19 protein-coding genes are annotated in these 25,238 nt (G+C 71.3%); 4 read left to right on the forward strand and 15 right to left on the reverse strand.

What is annotated here, in order from left to right:
* Positions 1-90: 90 nt before the first annotated feature.
* Entirely contained in the window at positions 91-888 is a 798-nt protein-coding gene (locus GA0070561_RS11895) for an SAM-dependent methyltransferase (RefSeq protein ID WP_091399609.1), read from the forward strand.
* A gap of 55 nt (positions 889-943) precedes the next feature.
* On the opposite strand, the gene GA0070561_RS11900 is transcribed toward GA0070561_RS11895, so the two are convergent.
* Positions 944-1,666 (reverse strand): cellulose binding domain-containing protein, encoded by a 723-nt coding sequence (locus tag GA0070561_RS11900; protein WP_091399611.1) that lies wholly within the window; start codon positions 1,664-1,666, stop codon positions 944-946.
* 315 nt (positions 1,667-1,981) lie between these two features.
* Here GA0070561_RS11900 and GA0070561_RS11905 point away from each other — a divergent pair, with 315 nt between their 5' ends.
* Positions 1,982-3,055: a hypothetical protein gene (locus GA0070561_RS11905; protein WP_091400208.1), complete on the forward strand. Its 1,074-nt coding sequence runs from the start codon at positions 1,982-1,984 to the stop codon at positions 3,053-3,055.
* 37 nt (positions 3,056-3,092) lie between these two features.
* On the opposite strand, the gene GA0070561_RS11910 is transcribed toward GA0070561_RS11905, so the two are convergent.
* Together GA0070561_RS11910 and GA0070561_RS11915 are read right to left on the reverse strand one after the other, a co-directional pair.
* The gene (locus GA0070561_RS11910; RefSeq protein ID WP_091399613.1) at positions 3,093-4,190 is read right to left on the reverse strand and encodes a winged helix DNA-binding domain-containing protein; all 1,098 of its coding nucleotides are present in this window, start codon (positions 4,188-4,190) and stop codon (positions 3,093-3,095) included.
* 124 nt (positions 4,191-4,314) lie between these two features.
* A complete protein-coding gene (locus tag GA0070561_RS11915) occupies positions 4,315-5,571 on the reverse strand; it encodes a phosphodiester glycosidase family protein (RefSeq protein ID WP_091399615.1) in 1,257 nt (418 codons plus the stop codon).
* Between the two features lie 347 nt (positions 5,572-5,918).
* Between GA0070561_RS11915 and GA0070561_RS11920 the strand changes: the two genes are divergently transcribed.
* Positions 5,919-11,381 (forward strand): ATP-binding protein, encoded by a 5,463-nt coding sequence (locus tag GA0070561_RS11920; RefSeq protein WP_091399617.1) that lies wholly within the window; start codon positions 5,919-5,921, stop codon positions 11,379-11,381.
* 69 nt (positions 11,382-11,450) lie between these two features.
* On the opposite strand, the gene GA0070561_RS11925 is transcribed toward GA0070561_RS11920, so the two are convergent.
* From GA0070561_RS11925 to GA0070561_RS11970, 10 genes are all read right to left on the reverse strand, one after another.
* Entirely contained in the window at positions 11,451-11,912 is a 462-nt protein-coding gene (locus tag GA0070561_RS11925) for a hypothetical protein (protein WP_091399619.1), read from the reverse strand.
* Positions 11,913-12,066: 154 nt separating this feature from the next.
* Positions 12,067-12,645, reverse strand: a complete 579-nt coding sequence (locus GA0070561_RS11930; RefSeq protein WP_244166161.1) for a sigma-70 family RNA polymerase sigma factor — start codon at positions 12,643-12,645, stop codon at positions 12,067-12,069.
* 170 nt (positions 12,646-12,815) lie between these two features.
* Positions 12,816-14,642 carry an ABC transporter ATP-binding protein gene (locus GA0070561_RS11935; RefSeq protein ID WP_091399624.1) on the reverse strand — a complete coding sequence of 609 codons (1,827 nt, stop codon included), beginning with the start codon at positions 14,640-14,642 and terminating at the stop codon, positions 12,816-12,818.
* Entirely contained in the window at positions 14,639-16,345 is a 1,707-nt protein-coding gene (locus GA0070561_RS11940; RefSeq protein ID WP_091399627.1) for an ABC transporter transmembrane domain-containing protein, read from the reverse strand. Before GA0070561_RS11940 ends, GA0070561_RS11935 begins: the two co-directional genes overlap by 4 nt.
* Before the next feature lie 51 nt (positions 16,346-16,396).
* Positions 16,397-16,990 (reverse strand): gluconokinase, encoded by a 594-nt coding sequence (locus GA0070561_RS11945; RefSeq protein ID WP_091399630.1) that lies wholly within the window; start codon positions 16,988-16,990, stop codon positions 16,397-16,399.
* Positions 16,980-18,209 (reverse strand): D-mannonate dehydratase ManD, encoded by a 1,230-nt coding sequence (manD, locus tag GA0070561_RS11950; RefSeq protein ID WP_091399633.1) that lies wholly within the window; start codon positions 18,207-18,209, stop codon positions 16,980-16,982. The genes GA0070561_RS11945 and manD overlap by 11 nt, the downstream gene beginning before the upstream one ends.
* Before the next feature lie 31 nt (positions 18,210-18,240).
* Positions 18,241-19,389, reverse strand: coding sequence for a galactonate dehydratase (gene dgoD / locus GA0070561_RS11955; protein WP_091399653.1), 1,149 nt, complete (start codon positions 19,387-19,389; stop codon positions 18,241-18,243).
* A 7-nt stretch (positions 19,390-19,396) separates the two neighbouring features.
* A complete protein-coding gene (locus GA0070561_RS11960; RefSeq protein ID WP_091399654.1) occupies positions 19,397-20,212 on the reverse strand; it encodes a carbohydrate ABC transporter permease in 816 nt (271 codons plus the stop codon).
* Entirely contained in the window at positions 20,209-21,162 is a 954-nt protein-coding gene (locus tag GA0070561_RS11965; protein WP_208603744.1) for a carbohydrate ABC transporter permease, read from the reverse strand. The genes GA0070561_RS11960 and GA0070561_RS11965 overlap by 4 nt, the downstream gene beginning before the upstream one ends.
* 75 nt (positions 21,163-21,237) lie before the next feature.
* On the reverse strand, positions 21,238-22,524 hold the full coding sequence (locus GA0070561_RS11970; RefSeq protein ID WP_244166162.1) for an ABC transporter substrate-binding protein: 1,287 nt from the start codon (positions 22,522-22,524) through the stop codon (positions 21,238-21,240).
* Positions 22,525-22,659: 135 nt separating this feature from the next.
* Here GA0070561_RS11970 and GA0070561_RS11975 point away from each other — a divergent pair, with 135 nt between their 5' ends.
* On the forward strand, positions 22,660-23,430 hold the full coding sequence (locus GA0070561_RS11975; RefSeq protein WP_091399658.1) for a FadR/GntR family transcriptional regulator: 771 nt from the start codon (positions 22,660-22,662) through the stop codon (positions 23,428-23,430).
* A 56-nt stretch (positions 23,431-23,486) separates the two neighbouring features.
* Here the strand turns inward: GA0070561_RS11975 and GA0070561_RS34200 are convergent, their stop codons facing one another.
* Both GA0070561_RS34200 and GA0070561_RS11985 read right to left on the reverse strand, forming a co-directional pair.
* Entirely contained in the window at positions 23,487-24,227 is a 741-nt protein-coding gene (locus GA0070561_RS34200; RefSeq protein WP_091399659.1) for a DUF6069 family protein, read from the reverse strand.
* A 4-nt stretch (positions 24,228-24,231) separates the two neighbouring features.
* Positions 24,232-25,230: an RNA polymerase subunit sigma-70 gene (locus GA0070561_RS11985; protein ID WP_091399661.1), complete on the reverse strand. Its 999-nt coding sequence runs from the start codon at positions 25,228-25,230 to the stop codon at positions 24,232-24,234.
* Between the last annotated feature and the right edge of the window lie 8 nt (positions 25,231-25,238).

Raw genomic sequence — 25,238 nt, forward strand, 5'->3', positions numbered from 1 at the left:
CCCCGGTCGAGAGTGGACATTGTCGGAGTACGATCCCGGGCGTACCGCTGTGATGACCTCCAGCTGACGACCCCTCGATAGGAGCCAGGCATGGCCGGCCCGGACCCCGAACTCGCCGCGAAGCTTCAGCCCGACGTGCCGCACGCGGCACGGATCTGGAACTACTGGATGGGCGGCAAGGACAACTTCCAGTCCGACCGGGCGGCCGGCGACGCTGTCGCCGAGGTCTACCCGGAGATCGTCCTGATGGCGCAGCAGTCGCGCGTGTTCCTGGTGCGGGCCGTGCGTCACCTCGCGGCCGAGGCGGGCATCCGGCAGTTCCTGGACATCGGCACCGGCCTGCCCACCATGCAGAACACGCACGCGGTCGCCCAGGGTGTGGCGCCCGACTCGCGGATCGTCTACGTGGACAACGACCCGATGGTGCTGGTGCACGCGCGGGCACTGCTGGCCAGCACCACGTCGGAGGGTGTCACCACCTACGTCCCGGCCGACTACCACGACCCGGAGAAGATCCTCGCCGAGGCGGCGCAGACGCTCGACTTCGACCAGCCCATCGCCGTGATGTACATGGGCGTGATGGGCTACGAGCCCGACCTGGACGTGGTGCGCTCGATCGTCGGGCGCACCATGGACGCGGTGCCGTCCGGCTCACACCTGGTGCTCTGGGACGGCACCAACACCAGCCCGGCGGTGGTCTCGGGTGCCGAGCGGCTGGCGCAGAGCGGCGGAGTTCCGTACATCCTGCGCAGCCCGGAGGACCTCGCGAGCTGCTTCGACGGGCTGGTGATGGTGGAGCCGGGTCTGGTGCCGATCCCGCTGTGGCGACCGGAGGATCCCGACGCCGTCGGGATCGACGCCTACGGCGCGGTGGCCCGCAAGCCCTGACCGACACGACGTCCGCCCCGCTCCCGCCGTCGTGCCGGAGCGGGGCGGACGTCGTTCACCGCGCGCACGTCAGGGTCAGGCCGTCCGGCACCGCGCTGGTCGTCACGAGTAGACCGAATGTGGTCGCCCCGTCCAGCGCCAGCGTTCCGTTGTAGGAGGCGTTGCGAACGGTGACGTCGGAGCCGGCCGTCTCGGCCACCCCACCCCAGGCCGTGTGGACCTGCTCGTCACCGGACCACCGCCAGGAGACGCGCCACCGGTCCAGCGGAAGCGTCCCGGTGTTGCGGACCGTGACCGTCGCGACGAAGCCGCTGCCCCAGCGGGCGTCGATCGTGGCCGTGGCTTGGCACGAGGTCAGCGGCGCGGTCCGGGCCGAGGCGATGACGTACGGGTCCCGTCGGCCCTCGGCGTCGGTGAACCGGTACCAGTACTCCGTGTCGGGAGTGAGCCGGTCGATGGTCACCGAGCCGTTGCGCTCCGACCCGGAGACGACCTCGGCGACCGCGGCCCGCCACTGTTGGGCGTCCTCGCGGCTGGTGAAGAGGCTGACGGTCATCGGCGGGTCGTAGCCGCAGGGTGGGCGGAAGAAGATGGAGTACGAAATGGTCAGGCTCGTGGTGGTGGCCCCGGTCACGCTCGCGCTGATCGGTATCGCCGGTGGGCAGGTCGGCGTCGGTGTGGACGATGGCGTTGGCGTGGGTGTCGCTTCGGCGGCGGTGGTCGTTCCGGTCCAGGTGGCCAGCGCCATGGTCGTGACAGCGAGGAACATGCGAAGCATCCGGTACCTCCGTGGTACGGGCACCGATGACCGAGGTGGTAGGCGGTGCCGCGCTCGGGTTTCCGGTCGCCGACGAGGCTGCCCGGCACGGGTGACATGGTCACCTCGCGCGCCCCGTGGACCGGAGAAGATCTGGTGCGCGCTGGCTCCCCGAGCACGACCGAACCACAGCATGGCAGTCGGTGAGCATCGATACAACCCGATCCCGATCCCGTCGAACATCGTCCGCTTTCTCGTCGCCGCAGGGACACCCGCCGGGCGCCCGAACCCCGAATGATCTATTACGGTCTATTCATTCGGACACGGGAGCACACCATGCTCGACGCAAACAACGCGACCCGGCGACCCCGGGTGGTCAGGGCGCTGGTGGCGGCAGGCGCTGCGGCAGTGCTGGCGGCTGCCGCGCTGGCCGCACCGACCCCCGCCAGCGCCGCCGTCAGCCGGGCCGAGCTGGCCCTCCGCTGGGCGCCCATCCACTACCAGGATGTCGATGCCACCGGCAGCCACGCCCTCAGCGGGCAGTCGGACTACCTCACCCGGGTCGACTTCGACGGCGACCTGGACGGACGCAACAACTGGGACCGGGCTGGCCAGGCCGGCGCCCCACTCGCCGCGCACGCGTACTACTCCGTGGTGGAGACGAGCACCCACTGGTACATCACGTACTTCTTCTTCCACCCTCGCGACTGGACCGACCACCCCTTCTTCGAGACCGAGCACGAGAACGACGGTGAGGGCGCGCTGTTCGCCATCGAGCGCGACGGCTCCCCGTACGGCGTCCTCCGCTCGGCCGTCACGGTCGCGCACAGCGACTTCTTCTCCTACACGCCGACCGGCAGCACCTGGACCAGCGGCGCGGAGAGCGTCGACGGCACCTTGGGGTTCCAGGCGTCACCGCACGACGCGTTCCAGCACCCGGTGACGGCGCAGGAGGCGCAGGGCCACGGTCTCAAGGCACACCCGCAGTACGACATCAACGGCGACGGCCTGGTCTACTACCCGTCCACAGTCGCCGAGACGCCGAGCAGCGGCAACGACCGCGACGTGCGGTATCAGCTGATCGACATCTTCGCCGCCGGCGGCCTGTGGGCGCAGCGGTCCAACGCGAGCCTGTTCGCCAGTCTGGGCACGTTCGCCGGTGACACGTCCGGCGACTGCGGCGTCGGCACCTGGAGCTGTTCGACCAACTCGGCCAACGCGCCCTGGGGCTGGGACGACGGCAACGACGCCTCGGCGCGGGGTGAGATCGCCAGCGACCCGGCGAAACTGTCGGCCGCGTACTTCACGGTGCCGGCCGGTCTGGCGCGCACCTACAGCTACAACCCGTACGCCGGCGCGGCTGCGGCGCTCGCCGAGGCGGCGAGGACGGCGCCGCCGACCGTCGACTGACCTCTCCGTCTCCCCGGGGTCGGACCGTCCTGGTCCGTCACCGGGGAGACGACCCCACCCGCACCCGGTCGCTCTCGTTGTCGGAGAGGAAGGACGCCAGGGCCTGCCCCTGCTCGGTCACGGCGGCCTGGTCCGCTCGGGAGAAGCCGCGTAGTGGGTTGACGGTCACGGTGCCCGACTCGACGCTCCAGGTCGCCGCGACCCGGCCGTCGACGAGCATCACGCGCTCGCCGGCCACCGAGAGGCCACGGTGGGCGTCGTCGATGATCCGGCTGCGGTCGTTGTAGCCGAGGATCGCGTTGTCGAACGCCGGCAGGAACCGCACCGGGGCGGGTGTCTCCGGGTCGGGGCGCGGCGCGTCGGGGAGGTCGATCAGCTTCCGGCCACGCTCGTCGCGGAAGGTCACCAACTCGTCCCGCATGGCGGTCACCGCAGCGGGCAGCCCGGCGAGGCCGCACCAGGCCCGCAGGTCGGCCGTGGCCGCCGGGCCGAACGCGGCCAGGTAGCGGCGTACGAGCAGTTGGTCGACCGGATCGGTGCCCGCCGCGGTCGGCGGGGAGACCTCCCGGCCGAGCCACGCGGAGAGCAGGACGTAGCGCGCGCCCCCCTTCGCCCGCCACAGGCCGCGCGGCGGGAGCTGTGTCATCGCAAGCAGCGCGACCGCCATCTCGCCCAGCACCCGCGGGCCCGGCGACGGCCAGCGCTCGACGAGCGCCCGCCCGATGTCGGGCATCGAGCGGGGCTCACCGTCGGCCACCACCGCCCGCGCGGCAGCGGCGAGTTCGTCGAGGTCCACCCCGTCGAGCTCGCCGCGGTAGACCCCGAGCACGCGTTGGCGCAGCATGGCCTCGTGACGAGGTCGCCAGGCCACAGCGTCGTCGGCGACGAGCAGGTGGACGGTGCGGCGCATGAGGTGGGTACGCACCACGTGCCGCTCGGTCAGCAGGGTCGAGAGCACCGTCGGGTCGAACGCGCGCAGCCGCGACCACAGCCCGATGAACGGCTCCTGCGGCTCCTGGGCCTGTAGGCCACCGACGTGGGCGACGGCGTCGAGCGCCGGCAGGTCGGCGCGGTCGAGCAGCAACTGCCGGGCGAGCGTCGCGCGGTTGAGCGCCCGGGTGTCGAGAACGGTCATCGGGTCCCTTCGGTCGACCACATTGTCCGACCGGGGGCCGACAGTCTGGTTGCCCGGCGTCCCGGGTACGCGAATTCGCCCCGTCCGGCGGCAACGGGCGGGGCGAATTCGAACGGTGCACCGATCAGTGCCTGCCCACGAAGATCCCGATGCCGTTGGCGACCAGACGCTCCGTACCGTCGGATGGGCTGTTGCGGGCGGTGGCCACGGCCTGGCCCGGCTCGCGGACGGCGACAGTGCTCGACCCGCCGCCGTCGAGGTTCACCGCGGCGTCCGCGCCGAGCGAGCGCATCAGGTCGGCCAGTTCGGCGATCGTGAACCCGGCGCTGGCCGGGGCGCGGCCGGCCAGGGCGACCAGGTACACGGTCCGACCGTCGGGGCTGACACCGGCCGCGCTGCGTACCGCCGCGGTCCTGGTGTCCAGGCCGGCCAGCGGCGCACCGTCGCGCAGGATCGGCGCGCCACCGACCGCGAAGGTCAGCTTCGGCTTGCCGGCGGAGACGAGCTTCTCGCGCACCTGCACCCGGTCACCGACGGCGAGGTCGTCGAGCGCGTCCGCGCCGCCCTCCCGGCCGACCAGCACCTGGGTGTCGGCCGGGATCGCGCCCGCACCGGGCGCCGGGCCGACCGCGGTCACCACACCGTCGCGTACGGTCACCTCGTAGGTGTGGGTGCTGCACGGGTCGCTGCGGCTGGTGTCGGTGCCGCAGGTGGACCGGACCCGGGAGGCGGTCCCCCAGTCGGCGGTGAACAGGCCGACGCCGTCGACCGGGAGCGCGTACTGGTTGAGGCCGCCCAGCGCGATCGTGCCCTTCGCGCTGCGCACCTCGCCGTCCAGGCTCAGGGTGTCGACGCGCGCCTTGCCGTTCACGCCGACGCCGAACACGTCCCGGGTCGAGGTGCCCGGGGCCAGGCCGGGGCCGAAACGCTGCGCGGTCGGCACCGCGAACTTCAACTCCTCGCCGTCGGCGATCTCCGGACCGGACGACGAGTAGGTCGGGGTGACGCCGGCGTGCGTCTCACTGTTGTTGAAGAAGTCGCCGTTGACGCCGGCGACGGCGCCCTGCTCGTTCGTCATCGCCGAGACGACAGTGCGCTGCGCCACCGCGTCGGGGTGCAGCAGGTCGAGGGAGACCTTGTTCTTCTTCAGGTCGGCGGTGAGCAGGTAACCGACGGTGACGCCCCGGGGCGTGCTCACCTCGAACGAGCCGTACGTGACGCCGGGGGCGAGCTGCGCGGTCGAGGTGATGGTGATCGGGGTGCCCGTCGCGGGTACCGTGGCGGTCGCGGCGTGGGCGACGCCGGCCGGCGTGACGAGCGCGGTGAGTCCCGCCGCGAGCAGCAGCGCCAGACGTGGGCGTACGAGGTGCGGTGCCCTCATTGCCGCTCCTTTCCTGGTGCGTTCCTGGCCTGGGCCGGGATGGTCGAGCCGGGCCGGCGGTTGACCGGACCGGCGATGATCTTCCTGGTCAGCCGATCACCCGGGGGTGAACACGGGAGGCTGCGGACGTGAACCGCCCGCACCGTCTTGATCAACTGCCGGAGCGGCCGGATCGGTCGGCGCGTCCCCGGGGGTGCCAAAAAGTTTTGTGCACTTCCTACAACTGAGGGACGCTGGGTTCGGTGGTTGCGCCATAGCGCTGGCCGCCGCCACGCGGAAAGGTGATCACTGCTGGGAGCCGTCGTCTCTCGGCACGCAGGTCGAGGTCTAGCTAAGGGGTTCTTCGGGTGTTCAACCGTGTCGCCATCGTCAACCGTGGTGAAGCCGCCATGCGGCTCATCCACGCGGTCCGCGAGCTGGCCGCGGAGACCGGCATCCAGCTCGAAACCGTGGCTCTCTACACCGATGTCGACCGCAACGCCACGTTCGTCCGCGAGGCGGACATCGCCTACGATCTCGGCCCGGCGTCCGCTCGCCCGTACCTCAACCTGGCGGTGCTGGAGCGCGCGCTGACCGAGACCGGGGCCGACGCCGCGTGGGTCGGCTGGGGCTTCGTCGCCGAGGATCCGGCGTTCGCCGAGCTGTGCGAGAAGATCGGTGTCACCTTCGTCGGACCGAGCGCGGACGCCATGCGCCAGCTCGGCGACAAGATCGGCTCGAAGCTGATCGCCGAGAAGGTCGGCGTGCCGGTCGCGCCGTGGAGCCGCGGCGCCGTCGAGACCCTCGCCGCCGCCCAGGCCTCGGCGGCCGAGGTCGGCTACCCGCTGATGCTGAAGGCGACCGCCGGGGGCGGCGGGCGCGGCATCCGGGTGATCAGGAACGAGGCCGAGCTGGTCGACGCGTACGAGCGCACCAGCCAGGAGGCGGCACGGGCGTTCGGCAGCGGCATCGTGTTCCTGGAGCGCCTGGTCACCGGGGCGCGGCACGTCGAGGTCCAGGTGATCGCCGACGGGCAGGGTACCGCGTGGGCGCTCGGCGTCCGCGACTGCTCAGTGCAACGACGCAACCAGAAGGTCATCGAGGAGTCGGCGTCGCCGGTGCTCGACCCGACGCAGGTCACCGAGCTGAAGACGTCGGCCGAGCGGCTGGCCGTGGCTGTCGGTTACCGAGGCGCGGCGACCGTCGAGTTCCTCTACCACCCCGGGGACCGGCTGTTCGCGTTCCTCGAGGTCAACACCCGCCTCCAGGTCGAGCACCCGATCACCGAGCTGACCACCGGGTTCGACCTGGTCAAGGCGCAGCTGCACGTCGCCTCCGGCGGGCGCCTCGAAGGTGCGCCGCCGGCCGAGCGCGGGCACGCCATCGAGGCGCGGCTCAACGCCGAGGACCCCGACCGCGACTTCGCCCCCTCCCCCGGCCGCATCGCCCGGCTGGACCTGCCCAGCGGCCCCGGCATCCGGGTGGACACCGGCGTCAGCGAGGGCGACACCATCCCGGCCGACTTCGACTCGATGATCGCGAAGATCATCGCGTACGGCCGTGACCGCGACGAGGCGCTCGGCAGGCTGCGCCGGGCCATGGCGAACACCACGGTGATCATCGAAGGTGGGGCGACGAACAAGAGCTTCGTGCTCGACCTGCTCGACCAGCCCGAGGTGATCGACGCCAGCGCGGACACCGGCTGGATCGACCGCGTCCGCGGCGAGGGCCGCCTCGTCACGCACCGCCACTCCGCCGTCGCCCTGGCCGCCGCCGCCATCGAGGCGTACGAGGAGGAGGAGCGCGTCGAGCGGCAGCGGCTGCTGTCGACGGCGGCCGGCGGGCGCCCGCAGGTGCAGCACGCCAGCGGCCGACCGTTGGACCTCAAGCTGCGCGGCGTCGGCTACCGCACCCGGGTGGCGCGGGTCGGCGCGCACCGGTTCCGGGTCGGCATCGAGACCGGCCCCGTCGTGCGCACCGCCGACGTCGAACTCGACCGCTTCGACCGGCACACCGGTCAGATCGTCGTCAACGGCATCCGCTACCGCCTGCTCACCGGCACGTACGGGCCGACCCACCTGGTCGAGGTGGACGGCGTGACGCACCGGGTCAGCCGGGACGAGGGTGGCGTCCTGCGCTCCCCGATGCCCGCGCTGGTCGTCGCCACGCCGCTGGAGGTCGGCGCGGAGGTCGAGGCGGGCGCGCCGGTGCTGGTGCTGGAAGCGATGAAGATGGAGACGGTGCTGCGGGCGCCGTTCAAGGCGCGGCTCAAGGAGTGCGCCGTGTCGGTGGGCAGCCAGGTGGAGGCCGGTGCGCCGCTGCTGCGCCTGGAGCCGCTCGCGGACGACGCCGAGGAGACCGTTGACGACCCGGGCACCGAGACCGTCGAACTGGACCTGCCCACCGCCGCCGCGGACATCCCGGCGTACGAGCGCAGCAGGCGCGGCCAGGAGGACCTGCGGGGTCTGCTGCTCGGCTTCGACGTCGACCCGCACGACGACCGCCGGGTGCTCGACGATTACCTCACCGCGCGGCGGGCGGCCACCGAAGCGGGTCAGCGGCCCCTGGCCGCCGAACTCGACCTCATCGAGGTGTTCGCCGATCTCGCCGAGTTGAGCCGCAACCGGCCGACGGGCGAGGACGGCGGCGCCGCGCACGTGCACAGCGCCCGGGAGTACTTCCACACCTACCTGCAGAGCCTCGACGTCGAGCGGGCCGGGCTGCCGGACGCCTTCCAGACCAGGCTCGGCAAGGCACTCGGCCGGTACGGTGTCACCGACCTGGACCGCACCCCCGCCCTCGAAGCCGCCGTCTTCCGGATCTTCCTCGCCCAGCAGCGCGCCTCCGCGGACGCGCAGGTCATCACGGCGCTGCTGCGCGCGTGGCTGCGGGAGACCCCGCCGGACGAGACGCTGCGCGAACCGGCCGGCCTCGCGCTGGAGCGGCTGATCGCCGCGACGCAGGTCCGCTTCCCCGTGGTCGCGGACCTCGCCCGCGGCGTGGTGTTCGCCTGGTTCGCCCAGCCGCTGCTGCGCCGCAACCGCGCCCGTGTCTACGCCGAGGTCCGTGGGCACCTGCGGCACCTCGACGCGCACCCAGACGCGCCGGACCGCGCCGAGCGCATCGCCGAGATGGTGCGCAGCACCGAGCCGCTGGTCCGGCTGCTCGGCCAGCGGCTCGTCCGCGACCACCTCGACAACGCGGTCATGTTGGAGGTGCTGACCCGGCGGTACTACGGCAACCGGTCGCTCACCAGCGTGCTCACCCGCGAGGTCGCGGACTGCACGTTCGTGGTCGCCGAGCGCGCCGACTCCAGCGTGGTCTCCGCCGCGGTCAGCTTCGACTCGCTGGGCAGCGCCCTGCGTGGGCTGGCCGAGCTGGCCACCGGCGAGGACGCCGTGGACGCCGACATCTACCTCGGCTGGGAGAACCAGCCGGAGGACTTCGACGCGATGGCGGCCGCGCTGGCCGAGGTCATCGCCGCGCACCCGCTGCCGCCCCAGGTCCGTCGGGTCACCACCACCGTCGCGGGTCGCGGCGGGGCGGTGATGCACCACCACTTCACCTTCCGCCCGTCGGGCGCCCAGTTGACCGAGGACCGGCTGATCCGTGGGCTGCACCCGTACATCGCGCAGCGGATGCAGCTGGAGCGGCTGCACAAGTTCGACCTGACCCGGCTGCCGTCGTCGGACGAGGAGGTCTACCTCTTCCAGTGCGTGGCCCGGGAGAACCGCGCCGACGAGCGCCTCGTCGCGTTCGCGCAGGTGCGTGACCTGACCGAGCTTCGCGAGCAGGACGGCCGCCTGGTCGCGCTGCCGACGACCGAGGACGCCATCGCCGCCTGCCTCGACTCGATCCGCCGCGCCCAGTCGCGGCGGCCCTCGAAGACGCGCTTCAACACCAACCGCATCGTGGTCTACGTGTGGCCGCCGAGCGAGCTGACCCGCGAGGAGATGGAGATGATCGCCGGGCGGGTCCGCCCGACGACAGCGGGCGCCGGCCTGGAGGAGATCCTGTTCATCGCGCGCCAGCGCGACCGCCGGACCGGCGAGCTGACCAAGATCGCCGTACGGATCTCGTTCGACGCCGCAGGCGGCGCCGAGCTGGCCGTCGGGGAGCCGCCGGTCGAGCCGATCGAGCCGCTCGACGAGTACCGGCTCAAGGTGCTGCGGGCCAGCAGCCGCAACACCGTGTACCCGTACGAGCTGACCGGCCGGCTCGGCGACTTCGTCGAGCACGACCTCGACGACGATCACGTGTTGGTGCCGGTGGACCGGCCGAAGGGGCGCAACAGCGCCGCCATCGTCGCCGGGGTGGTCACCACGCCGACCGAGCGCTACCCGCAGGGTGTCACCCGGGTGGTGCTGCTCGGCGACCCGACGAAGTCGCTGGGCGCCCTGTCCGAGCCGGAGTGCCGGCGCGTGATCGCCGCACTGGACCTGGCCGAGCGGATGCAGGTGCCGCTGGAGTGGTGGGCGCTGTCCGCCGGGGCCCGGATCTCGATGACCTCCGGTACGGAGAACATGGACTGGGTGGCTGCGGCGCTCAAGCGGATCGTCGAGTTCACCCAGGCCGGCGGTGAGATCAACATCGTGGTCGCGGGCATCAACGTCGGCGCCCAGCCGTACTGGAACGCCGAGGCGACGATGCTCATGCACACCAAGGGCATCCTGGTGATGACGCCCGACTCGGCGATGGTGCTCACCGGCAAGCAGTCGCTCGACTTCTCCGGTGGTGTGTCGGCCGAGGACAACTTCGGCATCGGCGGCTACGACCGGGTGATGGGGCCGAACGGGCAGGCGCAGTACTGGGCGCCGAACCTGACGGCCGCACGGGACGTGGTGATGGCGCACTACGACCACACGTACGTCGCGCCCGGCGAGGACGCGCCCCGGCGGGCGGTCACCACCGACCCGGCCGACCGCGACATCTCCAACTTCCCGCACGACGTGGCGGGCAGCGCCTTCGCCACCGTCGGGGAGATCTTCTCCGTCGAGTCCAACCCGGACCGCAAGAAGCCGTTCGACATCCGTACGGTGATGCGGGCCCTCTCCGACCAGGACCACCCGGTGCTGGAGCGCTGGGCCGGCATGGCGGACGCGGACACCGCCGTCGTGCAGGACGTCCACCTCGGTGGCATCCCGGTCTGCCTGCTCGGCATCGAGTCCCGGTCGGTGCCCCGGCACGGCTTCCCGCCCACCGACGGTCCGGACACCTACACGGCGGGCACGCTGTTCCCCCGCTCGTCGAAGAAGGCGGCGCGGGCGATCAACGCGGCCAGCGGCAACCGGCCGCTCGTCGTGCTGGCGAACCTGTCCGGCTTCGACGGCTCACCGGAGTCGATGCGCAAGCTGCAACTGGAGTACGGCGCCGAGATCGGCCGGGCGATCGTGAACTTCCGGGGGCCCATCGTCTTCTGCGTGATCTCGCGCTACCACGGCGGTGCGTTCGTGGTGTTCTCGAAGGCGCTGAACCCGAACATGACGGTGCTGGCGCTGGAGGGCTCGTTCGCCTCGGTGCTCGGTGGCGCACCCGCCGCCGCCGTGGTGTTCTCCGCCGACGTCAACGCCCGTACGGCGGCCGACGCGCGGGTGCGGGACCTGGAGGCCCGCACCGCCGCCTCGGCCGGCACCGAACGCGCCGCGCTGACCGCGGAACTCGACGAGCTGCGCTCGTCGGTGCGCGCGGAGAAACTCAGCGAGGTGGCCGCGGAGTTCGACCGGGTGCACAACATCCACCGGGCCGTCGAGGTCGGCTCGGTGGACGCCGTCATCCGCGCCGCTGAGCTGCGTCCGCGCATCATCGAGACCATCGAGGCCCGCCTGGGGTAGAGCGGCCGGAACGCCCGCACCGCGTCAGCACCACCGGTCGTCGACCGGTGGTGCTGACCGTTTGGCGGTCTAGCTGAGCGCCGCGTTCAGCGCGACGGCGACGGCGAGCCAGACGATGACCGAGCCGATACCGACGCCGACCATGGCGAGCGCCTTGACGGCGGTTGTCATCCGGGTGTGGGCGACCGTCAGGTTCGCCCAGACGCCCAACACCCCGACCAGCGCGCCCAGGATGCCGCCGACGGTGAACAGCAGGATCGGCAGCAGAACCAGGATGCGCAGGAAGATCGGCATGGGGGGCCCGGTCCGGTGCTGCACACCGTTGACCTCCACGGTCGGGTAAGGGTCGGCGAGAACGCTGCGTACCGTGGCCTGGACGACACCACCGTCCACCGTCGGCAACGCGTAGCGTCTGCCCGTCCTGGGGGCCGGTACTCCGCCCACGGTGACGGCAGGGTGGCCAAGGAATGCCTTGGTGGCGATGACGATCGGGCCAGCCACGCCGGCGACGTTGAGCGGTTCGGTGTTCACCGGCGTGATCTTAGGAAGCTGGGCACGCCCCGTCCATCCCGTTGACCGAGCGGGGGCTGCCGCCCGCAGCCCTCGGTCAGGTGGCGTGTCGTAGCAGCTCGTGGATGAGCGAGACGACCTCGTCGGGGGCGCACTCATGGCGGCAGCATCCACCTCAGCCGGTTCGTCGCCCGTGGCCCGGGTCGGTGTCGGCCTGCCAGGCGGCGACGAGGTCCTCGCGCGCCCGGGCGACCCGGGAACGGATCGTGCCGACGGGGCACTGGCAGACGTCCGCCGCGTCGGCGTAGGACAGGCCGAGCACCTGGGTGGCGACGAACGCCTCGCGGCGCTCCGGGGTCAGTCCGGCGATCAACTGGTGCAGGGTCACGCCCTCGTCGGCACCGGCGGTGATCGCACCGGCGGCCTCGGCCGCCGCCTGCCAGTCCGGCACCGACGCCATCCTCGGCCGGACCACCGCCGTCCGGACGTGGTCCACGGCGACGCGCCGGGCGATGGTGAACACCCAGGTACGGGCCGACGAGCGGCCGGCGAAGCCGGGCAGGTTGCGGATTGCCCGTAGGAACGTCTCCTGGGTCAGGTCGTCGGCCTCTCCCGGCCCGGCCAGGTGGGACAGGAACCGCCAGACCTGGTCCTGTAGTGCCCGGATGAACGCCGTGGCGGCCTGCCGGTCACCCTGGCCCGCCTCCCGTGCCCACCGGGTCACCTGGTCGTCGTCAGCGACGCCGTTCCGCACAGACCACCGTCCTGTGTGCCACGGGCGCTCCTTCATGCCGAGATGCCGTCGTCGGAACGCCGCCGGTCGGCCGCGCACTCTGGTGGTCGCCGGCCGGTCCGGAAAAGTTCCCGGGGTTCCCCCGTTCGACTGATCTCGCGGATGTCCGAGGTGACGGGAACCGGGGCCGCTCAGCTCCAGACGGGCTGGTCCGCGCTCTCGCGTTCTCTCGGGACCACGGGGTCGGGCATGCTCCACGAGCGCCACAGCTGGCTGTACCCGCCCCCGGCAGTGAGCAGCTCGGCGTGCGTGCCGTGCTCGGCGACACGCCCCTGGTCGAGGACGACGATGCGGTCCGCGGTGGCCGCCTGGCTGAGTCGGTGGGCGACGATCAGCGTGGTACGGCCCTCGGTGGCCGCCACGGCGGCGCGGTCGAGGTCGCGCGCGCCCGCGCTGCCCGCCTCGGCGGTGGCCTCGTCGAGGACCGCGACGGCCGGATCGGCGAGGATGAGGCGGGCCAGCGCGAGCTGTTGGGCCTGGGCCGAGGTGAGCTGCCGCCCGCCCTCCCCCACCGCGGTGGCGAGGCCCTCCGGCAGGGTCCGCACCCACTCGGTGGCGCCGACGACGTCGAGGGCGGCCGCGATCTCGGCGTCGGTGGCGTCCGGGTCGGCGAGGCGCAGGTCGTCGGCGAGCGGCCCGGCGAAGACGTGCACCTCCTGGCTGATCAGGGCGATCTCGCGACGGAGGCGGTGCTCGTCGAGCTGTGTCAGCGGCACGCCGCGCAGGGTCACCGCGCCGTCGGTGGGCGCGATGATGCCGGCGATGATGCCGGCGAGGGTGCTCTTGCCCGCGCCACTCGCGCCGACCAGGGCGACGCGCTCTCCGGGGGCGAGACGCAGGCGGATGTCCCGCAGCACCACCGGCCCGTCGTCGTAGCGGTGCTGCCCGACGGTCACCTCCAGCGCCGCCGGTGCACCCCGGTCGTGGCGGTTGGTCGCGGTGCCGGCGGGGGTCGCGGTGTCCGGCAGGGTGGTGACCCCGACGAGTCGGGCCAGGCTGGCCCCCGCCTGCAACACCGAGTCCGACTCGAACAGCAGCAGGCCGATGGGGTTGAAGAGGCGGTGGAAGTAGAGGGCGGCAGTGGTGGCGGCGCCGACGGTGGCCAGGTCGCCGCGTACCAGTAGGAAGCCGGCGAGCAGCACGGCGGCGAGCCCCACGAACTCCGAGCGGTTGATGCGCAGCCCGAAGCGGGTGTAGAGACCGAAGATCTCCAGCGACAGGTCGCGGGCGACGCCGGAGCGCTCCGCGATCCGCGCGACGTGGGCGTCCTCCATCCGGTAGGCGCGCACGGTGGCCGCGCCCCGCAGCGCCTCGGCCGTCGCCTGCGCGCGCTCGCCCGTCGCCACCCGCTCGCGGGCGTAGTACGGCACCGACCGCTTGAGGTACCAGCGCAGCGCCACCGCGTACGCCGGGGCCGCGACCAACCCGGCGATGCCGAGGCGCCAGTCGAGGGCGAAGAGCCCCGCCGCGGTCAGCACGACGGACAGCAGCGCGCCGAGGAAGGCGGGGCCGCTCGTGGCGATCACATTCGTCACCACTGCCACGTCGTCGCCGGCACGGGCCACCAGGTCCCCGGTCCCGGCTCGCTCCAGGGTGGCCGACGGCAGGTGCAGGGCGCGGTCGAGGACCCGCTCCCGGAGTCGGGCCAGCACGGTCTCGCCGAGACGCGCGGCGACCGCCGCTCCGGCCGCGGTGAGGAGTCCCGCGAGCACGGCGGCACCCGCGATCACGCCGGCCCAGGCGATCACGCGAGGCGTGTCGGTCCCGGCGATGACGTCGTCGACGAGGCGACCGAGCACCCAGGGGGCGACCAGCCCGGTCGCGGCGGCGACGACCAGCAACGTGCCGGCGACGGCGCTGAGCCCGGGCAGGAGGGCCAGCTCGGTACGGAGGGCGGCCCAGGTCTGCCGGCCGGTGGCCGTCGGCAGCAGGTGCCGGGTGATCGGCTCGGACGTCATCGCAGGGTTTCCTCCCGGTAGCGGGCGTCGCTGGCGAGCAACCGCTCGTGCGGACCCTCGGCGACGACCCGTCCCCGGTCGATCACCGCGACCCGGTCGGTGATCCGCAGCAGCGCCGGGCTGGTGGTGATCAGCACCGTGCCGCGGTTTCCCGCCCCGCGCGCCCCGGCCAGCCTCGTGGCGAGCAACCCCTCGGTCACCGCGTCGACCGCCGTGGTGGGGTTGTGCAGCACCAGCACCGCCGGGTCGGCGACGAGCGCCCTGGCCAGCCCGATCCGCTGCCGCTGCCCACCGGAGAGGTTCGCCCCGCGTTCGGTGAGCAGGCGGTCGAATCCGTGCGGGTGGGCGGCGAGCACGTCCTCGGCTGCGGCAGCCCGCACGGCGGCACGCAGCACCTCGTCGTCGACGGAGGCGCCGGCGCTGAGGTTGGCGCGCAGCGTCCCCTCGAACAGCGCCACGTCATGCTGCTCGACCAGGACCACGGCGCGTGCGGCGTCGATGTGCAGCTCGTCGGCGGGCACGCCGTCCACGCGGACCGTCCCCCGGTGGTCTGCCCGGGGCACCCGACCGGCCAGCAGCGCGACCAGCGCCTCGGCCTCGCTCGGGTCGTAGGCGAGCACGCCCAGGATCTCACCGGCGCGGACGCGCAGGCTGACGTCGTCGAGGCCCGCGTACGAGACCCCGTCGAGGGCGAGCCGGGACGGGCTCGGGGCGGGCGGCCCGGCGTCGCCCGGCTGGACGACCGGCGCGGCGCCGAGGACCCGGGCGACCCGCCCCGCGGAGGCTCGGGCCATGGCGAACAACTGGACGCAGTACCCGAGCGTCTGCACCGGCTCGGCGATGAACTGGGCCAGCCCGACCACGGCGACGAGCTCGCCGATGGTGAGCTGGCCCTGTAGTGCGAGCCAACCGGCGAATCCGGCGACCGTCGCGAGGAAGAGGCCGTTGACAGTGGTGGTGAGCCCGAGGTGCAGACCCTTGGTGGTGGCGGCGCGCAGGGTGACGTCGAGCGCGTGACGGCTGGCTCCCGCGTACCGGCGGGCGGCGTGGTCCTGTGCGCCGATGCCGCGCAGCACGCGCAGGCCGCTGACGAGGTCGACGGCGAGGGCGGTCGTGGCGGCGAGCGCCTCCTGCTGCGACGTGCTGCGCCGGGTGAGCAGCGGCGCCATCCGCTGGAGGGCGACGACCAGCAGGGGTACGCCGATGAGCACCCCGAGGCCGAGAGGAATGTCGACGACGAGCAGCGCGACGGCCGCGACCACGATGGCGGTGAGCGCCGCGGCGGTGAGTCCCGCGACCCGCACGACGAGCGCGGACAGCTCGGCGTCGGAGGCCGTCACGGACAGCAGTTCGCCGTCGCGCATGCCCGACCGGCGTCCGCGCGGGTCGAGGGCGCTGCGGACGATCTCGACCCGGGTGGCGTGCGCCTCGTGTTCGACGGCGGCGAACGCCAGTCGTGCGCCGGCCCGGTAGGCGAAGGCGAGCACTGTGAACAGGGCGGCCAGGCCGGCCAGCGAGAGCAGCAGGGCGCGGACGTCCCCGGTGGCCACCGCACGGTCGATGACCACGCCGATGGCCACCGGGACGAGGGCTTCGGTGGCCTGGTGGGTGCAGAGCAGCGCGATGCCGGCGGCCACCCGGGCCCGCTGTCGACGCAGCGCGCGACGGAGCACCACGCCACCGGTGGTCTCGGCGACTGTCATGCTCGGATCGATGAGGGCACGGCGACGGACTCCACTTATGATTAGGGCAGGCTAACCTAACATGCCCGAAGCGGGGTTGGACGCGCGGTCCCGGTGCTCCCCCACCGGCACCGAAGCCGGCAGACCGAGACCCTTGACGGCCGCCGCGACCAGGGCCTCCGGGGGCAGCGAGACATCGAGTACGAGCACCGACTCGTCCGGCTCGGCCGGTTCCAGCGTGGCGAGCTGCGACTCCAGCAGACTGGCCGGCATGTAGTGCCCCTCGCGCCGGGCCAGTCGGGCTCGGATGACCTCCGCCGGCCCGTCCAGGTGCACGAAGTCCACCCGGAGGGGGCCCTGACGGAGCACGTCCCGGTACGACCGCTTCAAGGCCGAGCAGGCCAGCACCGTCGAGCGGCCCTCCGCACCGCGATCGGCGATCCACCCGGCGATGTCCCGCAGCCAGGGCCACCGGGTGGTGTCGTCCAGCGGTACGCCCGAGCGCATCCGCGCCACGTTCTGCGGGGAGTGGAACTCGTCCGCCTCGGCGAACGTCAGCCCCGTCGCCGCGCCGATCCCGCGCGCCACAGTGGTCTTGCCGGCCCCGGAGACACCCATCACCACGACATGCCGGGTGGGCCGGGCGCCGCGCCGCTCACCAGTCATGAACCGTGCCGTCCTTGAGTCGGTTGAACGGCAGGTACGCCGGCTCGTACGGGAACCGGGCCGCCGCCTCCTCGTCGAGCTCCACCCCGAGCCCCGGTTGGTCGCCCGGGTGCAGGTAGCCGTCGGTGAAGGTGAACGACTGCCGAAACACCTCGTTGGCCAACGGGGTGTGCTTCATGTACTCCTGGATCCCGAAGTTGTGGATGGCCAGGTCCAGGTGCAGCGCCGCGGCCATGCCCACCGGGGAGATGTCGGTGGGGCCGTGGATGCCGGACTTGATCTGGTACTGGGCGGCGAAGTCGAGCAGCTTGCGCATGGCGGTGATGCCGCCGGTGTGGGTGACAGCGGACCGCACGTAGTCGATCAGCTGCTCCCGGATCAGGGTCTGGTAGTCCCAGACCGTGTTGAAGACCTCACCGATGGCCAGGGGGGTGGTGGTGTGCTGGCGAACCAGCCGCAGCGCCTCCTGGTTCTCGGCCGGGGTGCAGTCCTCCAACCAGAACAGGTCGTACGGTTCGAGGGCCCTGCCGAGCTTGGCGGCCTGGATCGGGGTCATCCGGTGGTGACCGTCGTGCAGCAGCGGCAACTCCGGGCCGAACTCGCCGCGCACCGCCTCGAAGACCGACGGCAGGTGGCGCAGGTACGCGCGGGTGTCCCAGTCCTCCTCGGCGGGCAGCGGGGTGCGCTGCGCGGGCTCGTAGTCGTAGCGCTGGCCGGTGGAACTGGGTTGCGCGGCCACGCCGTAGACCGCGTTGATCCCCGGCACCGAGGTCTGCACCCGGATCGACCGGAAGCCCTCGTCGAGGTGGCGACGGATCGAGTCGAACAGCTCGGGGATGTCCCGCCCCGACGCGTGCCCGTACGCCATGATGCCGGTGCGCGACGCGCCGCCCAGCAGTTGGTAGAGCGGCATGCCGGCGGCCTTGGCCTTGATGTCCCAGAGCGCGACGTCGACCGCGGCGATGGCCGCCATGGTGACCGGGCCCCGCCGCCAGTACGCCGACCGGTACAGGAACTGCCAGGTGTCCTCGATCCGGTGCGGGTCCCGTCCCATCAGCAGCGGGGCGACGTGGTCGCGCAGGTACGAGGCGACGGACAGCTCGCGGCCGTTGAGCGTGGCGTCGCCCAGACCGGTGATGCCCTCATCAGTGGTGATCTTGAGGGTGACGAAGTTCCGGTCGGGGCTGGTCACGATGATGTCTGCTGCGACGATCTTCACGGGGTGCCTTTCGTTCTTGCCGGTCGGGGTCTCACCACTCCGCGTAGGAGCCGTCGGGGTGCCGCCAGGTCGGGCTGCGCCAGGCGTGCCCGCGCTTGTCAGCGGTCCGCACGGCGTGTTCGTCGATTTCGATGCCAAGACCGGGCGCTGTCAACCGCTGCACGTACCCGTCGACGAAGGTCAGCGGGGTCTGGTCGAGGCAGTAGTCGAGCACCTCGGCGCCCTGGTTGTAGTGGATGCCGATGCTCTGTTCCTGGATCAGGAAGTTGGGCGTGGCGAAGCCGACCTGGAGGCAGGCGGCGAGGGCGATCGGCCCGAGCGGGCAGTGCGGGGCGAGCTGCACGTCGTACAGCTCGGCCAACGTGGCGATCTTGCGAACCTCGGTGATGCCGCCGGCGTGCGCGAGGTCCGGCTGGGCCACGGCGATGCCGGCCTGCAACACGGGCAGGAACTCCTGCCGGCTGTAGAGCCGCTCCCCCGTCGAGACGGGGGTGGTGGTGCAGCGGACGACCTCACCGATCAGGTGGGAGTTCTCCGGCACCACCGGTTCTTCCAGGAAGAACGGCCGGTACGGCTCCAGCAGCGGGGCGACCCGCCGGACGTTGGCGAGGGTGAACCGACCGTGGAAGTCGACAGCGACGTCGCGGTCGTCGCCGAGGACCTCGCGGGCGACGGCCACCCGCTGCACCACCGCGTCGAGGTCGGCGACCGAGGCGAGCGGGCCCATCCGCCCGGACGCGTTCATCTTCACCGCGGTCAGGCCCGCCTCGATCCGGGCGCTGATCTGGTCGCGGATCTCGGCGGGCTCGTCACCACCGATCCAGCCGTAGACCCGGATCCGGTCCCGGACCGGCCCACCGAGGAGCTGGTGCACGGGGGCGCCGTAGTGCTTACCGGCGATGTCCCAGAGCGCCTGGTCCAGACCGGACACCGCGCTGGCCAGGATCGGGCCACCCCGGTAGAAGGACCCCTTGGTCAGCACCTGCCAGTGGTCCTCGATGCGCAGGGCGTCCCGTCCCATGAGCAGCTCGCTGAGTTGGTGGACGGCCGTGCGCACGGTCTCGGACCGGCCCTCGCAGGTCGCCTCGCCCCAGCCGACGATGCCGGACTCCGTCTCGATCCGGACGAACAGCCAGCGGGGCGCGACCAGGAACGTCTCCACCTTCGCGATCGTCGTCATGTCCCGGTCAGCCCTTCGTGGCACCGGCGGTGAGGCCGGAGACGACGTACTTCTGCACGAACAGGGCGATCAGCATGATCGGCAGGGTGACCACTGTCGCGGCGGCCATCAGGCCGCCCCAGTCGATGCTGGCGTAGCCGACGAAGTCGAAGATCGCCACGGGCAGCGTCTTGGTGTCGGCGCCGGAGAGCACCAGGGCGAACATGAAGTTGTTCCAGGAGAAGATGAACGAGAGGATGCCGGCGGTCGCGACGCCGGGCACCGACAGCGGCAGGGTGATCCGCCGGAACGCGCCGATGTGGGTCAGCCCGTCGACCAGCGCGGCCTCTTCCAACTCGGTCGGCAGGCCGTCGAAGTAGCCCATCATGATGTAGACGATCAGCGGGAGCGACACGAACATGTGGCTCAGGATCAGCACGCTGAACCCGCCGACCAGCTTCAGGTTCGAGAAGACGTAGTACCAGGGCACCAGCAGCGAGACGCCCGGGATCACCCGGGCCATGAGCACGACGAGCGCGGACTTCTTCATGTTGAAGCGGCTCATCGAGTAGGCGGCGGGCACCCCCAGCAGGAGCGAGAGCGTGGTGGCCGCGAACGCCACCCAGAGGCTGTTGCCGATGAACTCGAGATAGTTGGCCTGCTGGAGGACGGTCTCGTAGTTCTTCAGGCTGGGCGAGAAGACGAACGCCTTGGCGGTGTCGTAGATGTCCACGTTGGTCTTGAACGATGCGGCGATCATCCAGAGCAGCGGTGCCATCAGCGCGAACACCACGACGACGAGAGCCGAGTTGCGGAACACCCGGTACGGCTTGCTCGGCTTCATCGGCCCAGCCCCTTCTTGCGATAGGTGAGGGCCCACATCACCCCGATGATGATCAGGAAGAAGATGATGAGGACGGTCGAGGAGACGCCGTAGTCGTTGTAGTCGAAGCTGAGGCCGTACGCGTACACGTTGAGGGTCTCTACCTCGTGGAACGACCCGCCGCCGCGCCCCTTGGTGGCGTAGAGGATGTCGAACGTCTTCAGCGCGTCGATGCCACGCAGCAGGATGGCGACGATCACCGTGGGCATCAGCAGCGGGAGGGTCACGTGCCGGAACCGCTGCCAACTGCTGGCGCCGTCGATCCGGGCCGCCTCCTGGGGCTCCTCGGACAGCGAGGTGAGCCCGGCGAGCAGGATCAGCACGACCATCGGGGTCCACTGCCAGATGTCGATGAACATCGTCGTCGGCAGGGCCGAGTGCTGCCCGGCCAGCCAGGGCTGGGGGCCGATGCCGATCCAGCCGAGCAGTTGGTTCGCCATCCCGATGTTGGGGTCGAAGATCAGGCGCCACATCATGCCGACCGCCACCGGGGTGGCCACCAGCGGCAGAAGGATCGCGACGCGGACCCACTTCTCACCGCGAAAGGGCCGCCACAGCAGCAGGGCGATCGCCATGCCGAGAATGACCTCGAAGAACAACACGACGCCGGTGAAGAGGACAGTGCGCCAGACCGCCGGCCAGAACCGGTCGGTGTCGGTGAGCACGTCGAGGTAGTTCTGGAAGCCGATGAACTCGGACTCGGCGCGTACCGAACCCTCGGCGTCGGTCAGGCTCAGGTACCCGGTCCACGCCACCGGAAAGATGATCAGCACGGCGACGAACGCCATGGCGGGTGCCGCGAAGAGCCACTTGCGGTGTTCGTTGGCCCAACGCGACCAGGCCGACGTCGTATCCACTGACGCCGCGGGGGCCTCGGGCGAATCGGTACGGGGGGTGAGAACGGCTGACATTGAGATCTCCGGGTTGGAGGGGTCAGGTCCCGGCGAGGCGGCGGAGCCGGTCGGCCCCGCCGCCCGGCGCGTGGGTTACTTCGCCTCGTCGTCGAGGAACTTCTGGAACGCCGCGTTCGCCGCGTCCGCCGAGCTGGCGGCGTCCTTGCCGGTGATCGCGTCGACGATCGGCTGGCCGACGATCTCCCGCGCCTCAGCCACCTTGACCACCAGCGGACGGTCGTGCCCGACGCCGTTGGCGGTGCTGACCGTGTTGGCCTCGGCAAGGTCCTTCGGCAGGGTCGCGGTGCTCGCCGGGTTCGCCCAGACCGAGGTACGGGCACCGGGTACGCCGGCCGTCTGCTGCGCCAGCGCCTGCTCCTTGCCGGCCGCCCACTGGATGAACTTCCAGGCGTTGTCCTTGTTCTCCGAGCTGTCGTTCATGCCGAGCGCCCAGGAGGGGATGTTGTACGGCTTCGATCCGGCCGGGCCGGACGGGAAGGCGGCGAAGCCGACGGAGTCGACGACCTTGGACTTGGTCGGGTCGGTGGCGTTCTTGTAGAGCGAGTTGGCCTCGGTGTAGAAGGCGGCCTTGCCCTGCGTGAAGATCGCCATCGCCTCGGACCAGCTCATGTCGGTGCTGATGTTCTCCGGGCCGTGGTCCCTGAGCAGCCCGCCGTAGTAGGCGTACGCCTGCTTGGCCTGCTCGGTGTTGACAGTGGCCTTCCCGCTGGCGTCCACGAAGTCGCCGCCGAAGCTGAAGAGGAAGCTGGAGAACTGCGTGACCGCAGCGGCCTTGCCGGTACGCGCGACAAAGCCGGCGACGCCCGGGTTGTCGGCCTCGATCTTCGCGGCCTGTGCCTTGAGCTCGTCGAGGGTCTTGGGCGGCGCGGTGAAGCCGGACTTCGTCAGCAGGTCCTTGCGGTAGTAGAGGACCTCCTGCTCGGTGATGATCGGCAGGCCGACGACCTTGTCCTCATAGGTCGTCGCCTGCACCGGCCCAGCTTGGAAGTCGCCGAACTCGAAGGCGCTGTCGGACTTGACCTTCTCGCTCAGGTCGGCGAGGTACTTGTTCTTGCCGAACTGCTTCCCCTCCTGCAGGGGCCGGTACATCATCACGTCGAGGTCGGTGGACCCGGCGTTCAGCTTGACGTTGTACTGGTCGGAGAGCTGGTCCTCGCCGAGCTGGGTGACTTCCACAGTGAGGCCGGACTGCTTCTCGAACTCCGGCAGGGCCTTCTTGATGTTCTCGGTCCACACGTGGTTGACAAGTGTCACGCGAACGGTCTTCGAGCCCTCGCCGCCGTCATCGCCGCCGCACGCGGCCAGGCTCATGGCGGTGACCACAGCCAGAGAAGTGCCGATTATCGATCGACGTCGCACGCTTGTCTCTCCTTCTGTCGTGGTCGCCGCCCTCAAGAGAGCCGCTACCTCGGTGTTACATCCGCTTAACATCGGGATGCTAGGCCGAAAAAGCTGATTACCTCAAGAGGTTGATGCAAATGATATGATCTTTGAGTGGAACCGTCCTCACCAGAGGTTGCAGCCGCTCCGACCCTCCCCGCCGAGTCCGGGCTGCACGCGCGCGTCCTCGAACACCTCGGCACCGCCATCTGTGGCGGCGAGTTGGCACCCGGATCGGTTCTCAACATCGACGAGCTGGTCGACCGGTACGCCGTGTCCCGTTCGGTCGTCCGCGAGGTGCTGCGAGTGCTGGCCTCGATCGGATTCATCGAGGCGCGCCGACGGGTAGGTGTGATGATCCGACCGGCGAGCGCGTGGAACGTCTTCGACCCGCAGGTGATCCGCTGGCGTCTCGCCTCGGCCGGCCGGATGGCCCAGCTCCGCTCGATCACCGAGTTGCGCACCGCCGTCGAGCCGCACGCGGCCTACCTGGCCGCCAGCCGGATTGGCCGTGACGAGGCGAGCGACCTCGTAGGGCTGGCGGCGAAGATGTGGGCGGCCGGCGAGGCCGGTGACGAGGAGCGCTTCCTGCACCTCGACATCGAGTTTCATCGGCGCGTCCTGGTCGCCTCCGGCAACGAGATGTTCGTCCGGCTCCAGGAACTGGTCGCGGAGGTGCTCACCGGCCGGCACAAGCACCACCTCATGCCACACCACCCGCACGAGCAGGCCCTCCAGATGCACGCCGACGTCGCCCAGGCGATCCAGCGGCGCGACGGGGAGCGTGCCCGGCGGGCCATGGTGCAGCTGATGGAGCAGGCCTTCGACGAGATGAAGTCGCTGTGGGAGCAGACCGCTCTACCCGACCGAAGCAAAGCCGAGTAGGTCCCGTAGTCCCCAGGAGGGCCGGCCCGTCGGGCCGGCCCTCCTGGGGTCATCCGTCAGTCGGTCCGGGAACGAAGGCTCCGTGCCAGAACAGGGATCATCACCGCCGCGGCGACGAGGTGCAGCCCGAGGAGAGCGGTGACGGTGGCCGCGTTCGCCCCGGAGATGAGGGCCGGGACCAGCGAGAGCGCGGTCAGCGCCACTGCCGTCCAGGTGAACCGGTCGGCGGGTCGAGCGCTCCACCGGAGCAGAGCCACGGCGATGACGACGCCCACGACCGAGAAGAAGCCGGTCACCACGGCGAACCCGGACAACGGAATCGTCTCGCCACCATCGGGGATCTCGAAGTCGACGCCAGCGGCCCGGGCCAACGCGGCGGCGAGGGTGGTGCTCACCGTCGCCACGAGCGTGGCAATCAGGCCGGTGCCGGCGAGCCCACGGAATCGGTGGGTGTGGCTGGGTCGGCCCGATGCCGGGCCGGCGACGATCTCGGTGTCCTTCATGCTGTTCATGTCGTCTCCCTCATCTGGAGGCTGTCGTACCGAATGTGTTGACTGGCGTGTGACGGCACCGGGCGTGAAGACACGCACCTTCGCCGTGCGACGGCCGGGGTTGCGCAGCGCGCGGACGCCGGTGCCGCGCAGCCAGAACCCGGCATCGCGTCCGAGGACCGGCCCGGGCTCTCCGTCGCGCAACTCCAGTTGCACCCGCCCACTGGTGACGACACCGAACGCGTCGTACCACTCCGCAGTGACCACCGCGGCACGCGCGCCACCGCGCAGCGTGAGCGTCCACACCGGACTACTCCGTGCCGTCCGCCGGCAGGCGCTCCGGCAGCCCGAGCCGCGGGAACTGGTCGTCGTGGAAGGTGAATACCTCGGTGATTCTGCCGCCGGTGATGCGCAGGACATCGATCGTCAGCGGCAGGTACGCGCCCTCCTGCTTGCGCCAGTGGTAGAAGGCGACGGCGGGCTGGCGGTTCACCGAGGTGGGGACCCCGCGCAGGCCCGTCATGCCATCGAAGCCATCCTCGACCCAGTTGTTCACCACAGCGTCGCGGCCGACGTACAGGCCCGGCGTGGGCGGCATCGAGCAGCGGACGTCGTCCCGCAGCATGCCAGCGAGCACGTCGATGTTCGTGGCCACACTGGCGTCGGTGAAGCGGCGCACCAGCTCGCGCGTGCCGGCGTCCTCCTCGCCGCCGGTCCAGTCCTGCCGCTCGGCGGGCAGGTGCTCCCGCATGCCGGCGCGAGCCCGCTGCAGGGCGCTGTTGACCGAGTTGACCGAGTCCCCGAGCAGCTCCGCGACGTCCTTCGCCGGCCACCCGAGCACGTCCCGCAGGATCAGCACGGCCCGCGGACGCGGCGCGAGATGCTGGACCGCGACCAGGTACGCCAGCTCGATCGTCTCCCGTGCGACGGCGACGGTCTCCGGCTCGTCCGCGTCGCCAGCGGGCAGCTCGTCGAGCAGCCGGTCCGGGTAGGGCTGCAACCACAGCACCTCGCCGCCGGTCGCCGGCTCCGGGCGGCGCTTGGCGAGCAGGTCCAGGCAGGCGTTGGTGGCGATCCGGTACAGCCAGGCCCGGAACGTCGACCGCCCCTCGAACGTCTCCCGCCGCCGCCAGGCGCGCAGGAGCGTCTCCTGCACGGCGTCTTCGGCGTCCTCGAACGACCCGAGCATCCGGTAGCAGTGCACGTGCAGTTCCCGCCGGTGCCGCTGCGCCAGCCCCGAGAACGCCGGCTCGTCGACCTCGCCCAGACCGCTCACGCCCAGCTCCTCCAGCCGCGTGTCCGCACTCATCACGTCAT

The organism is Micromonospora saelicesensis (assembly GCF_900091575.1).
In the GTDB taxonomy this organism is placed as follows: Bacteria; Actinomycetota; Actinomycetes; order Mycobacteriales; family Micromonosporaceae; genus Micromonospora; species Micromonospora saelicesensis.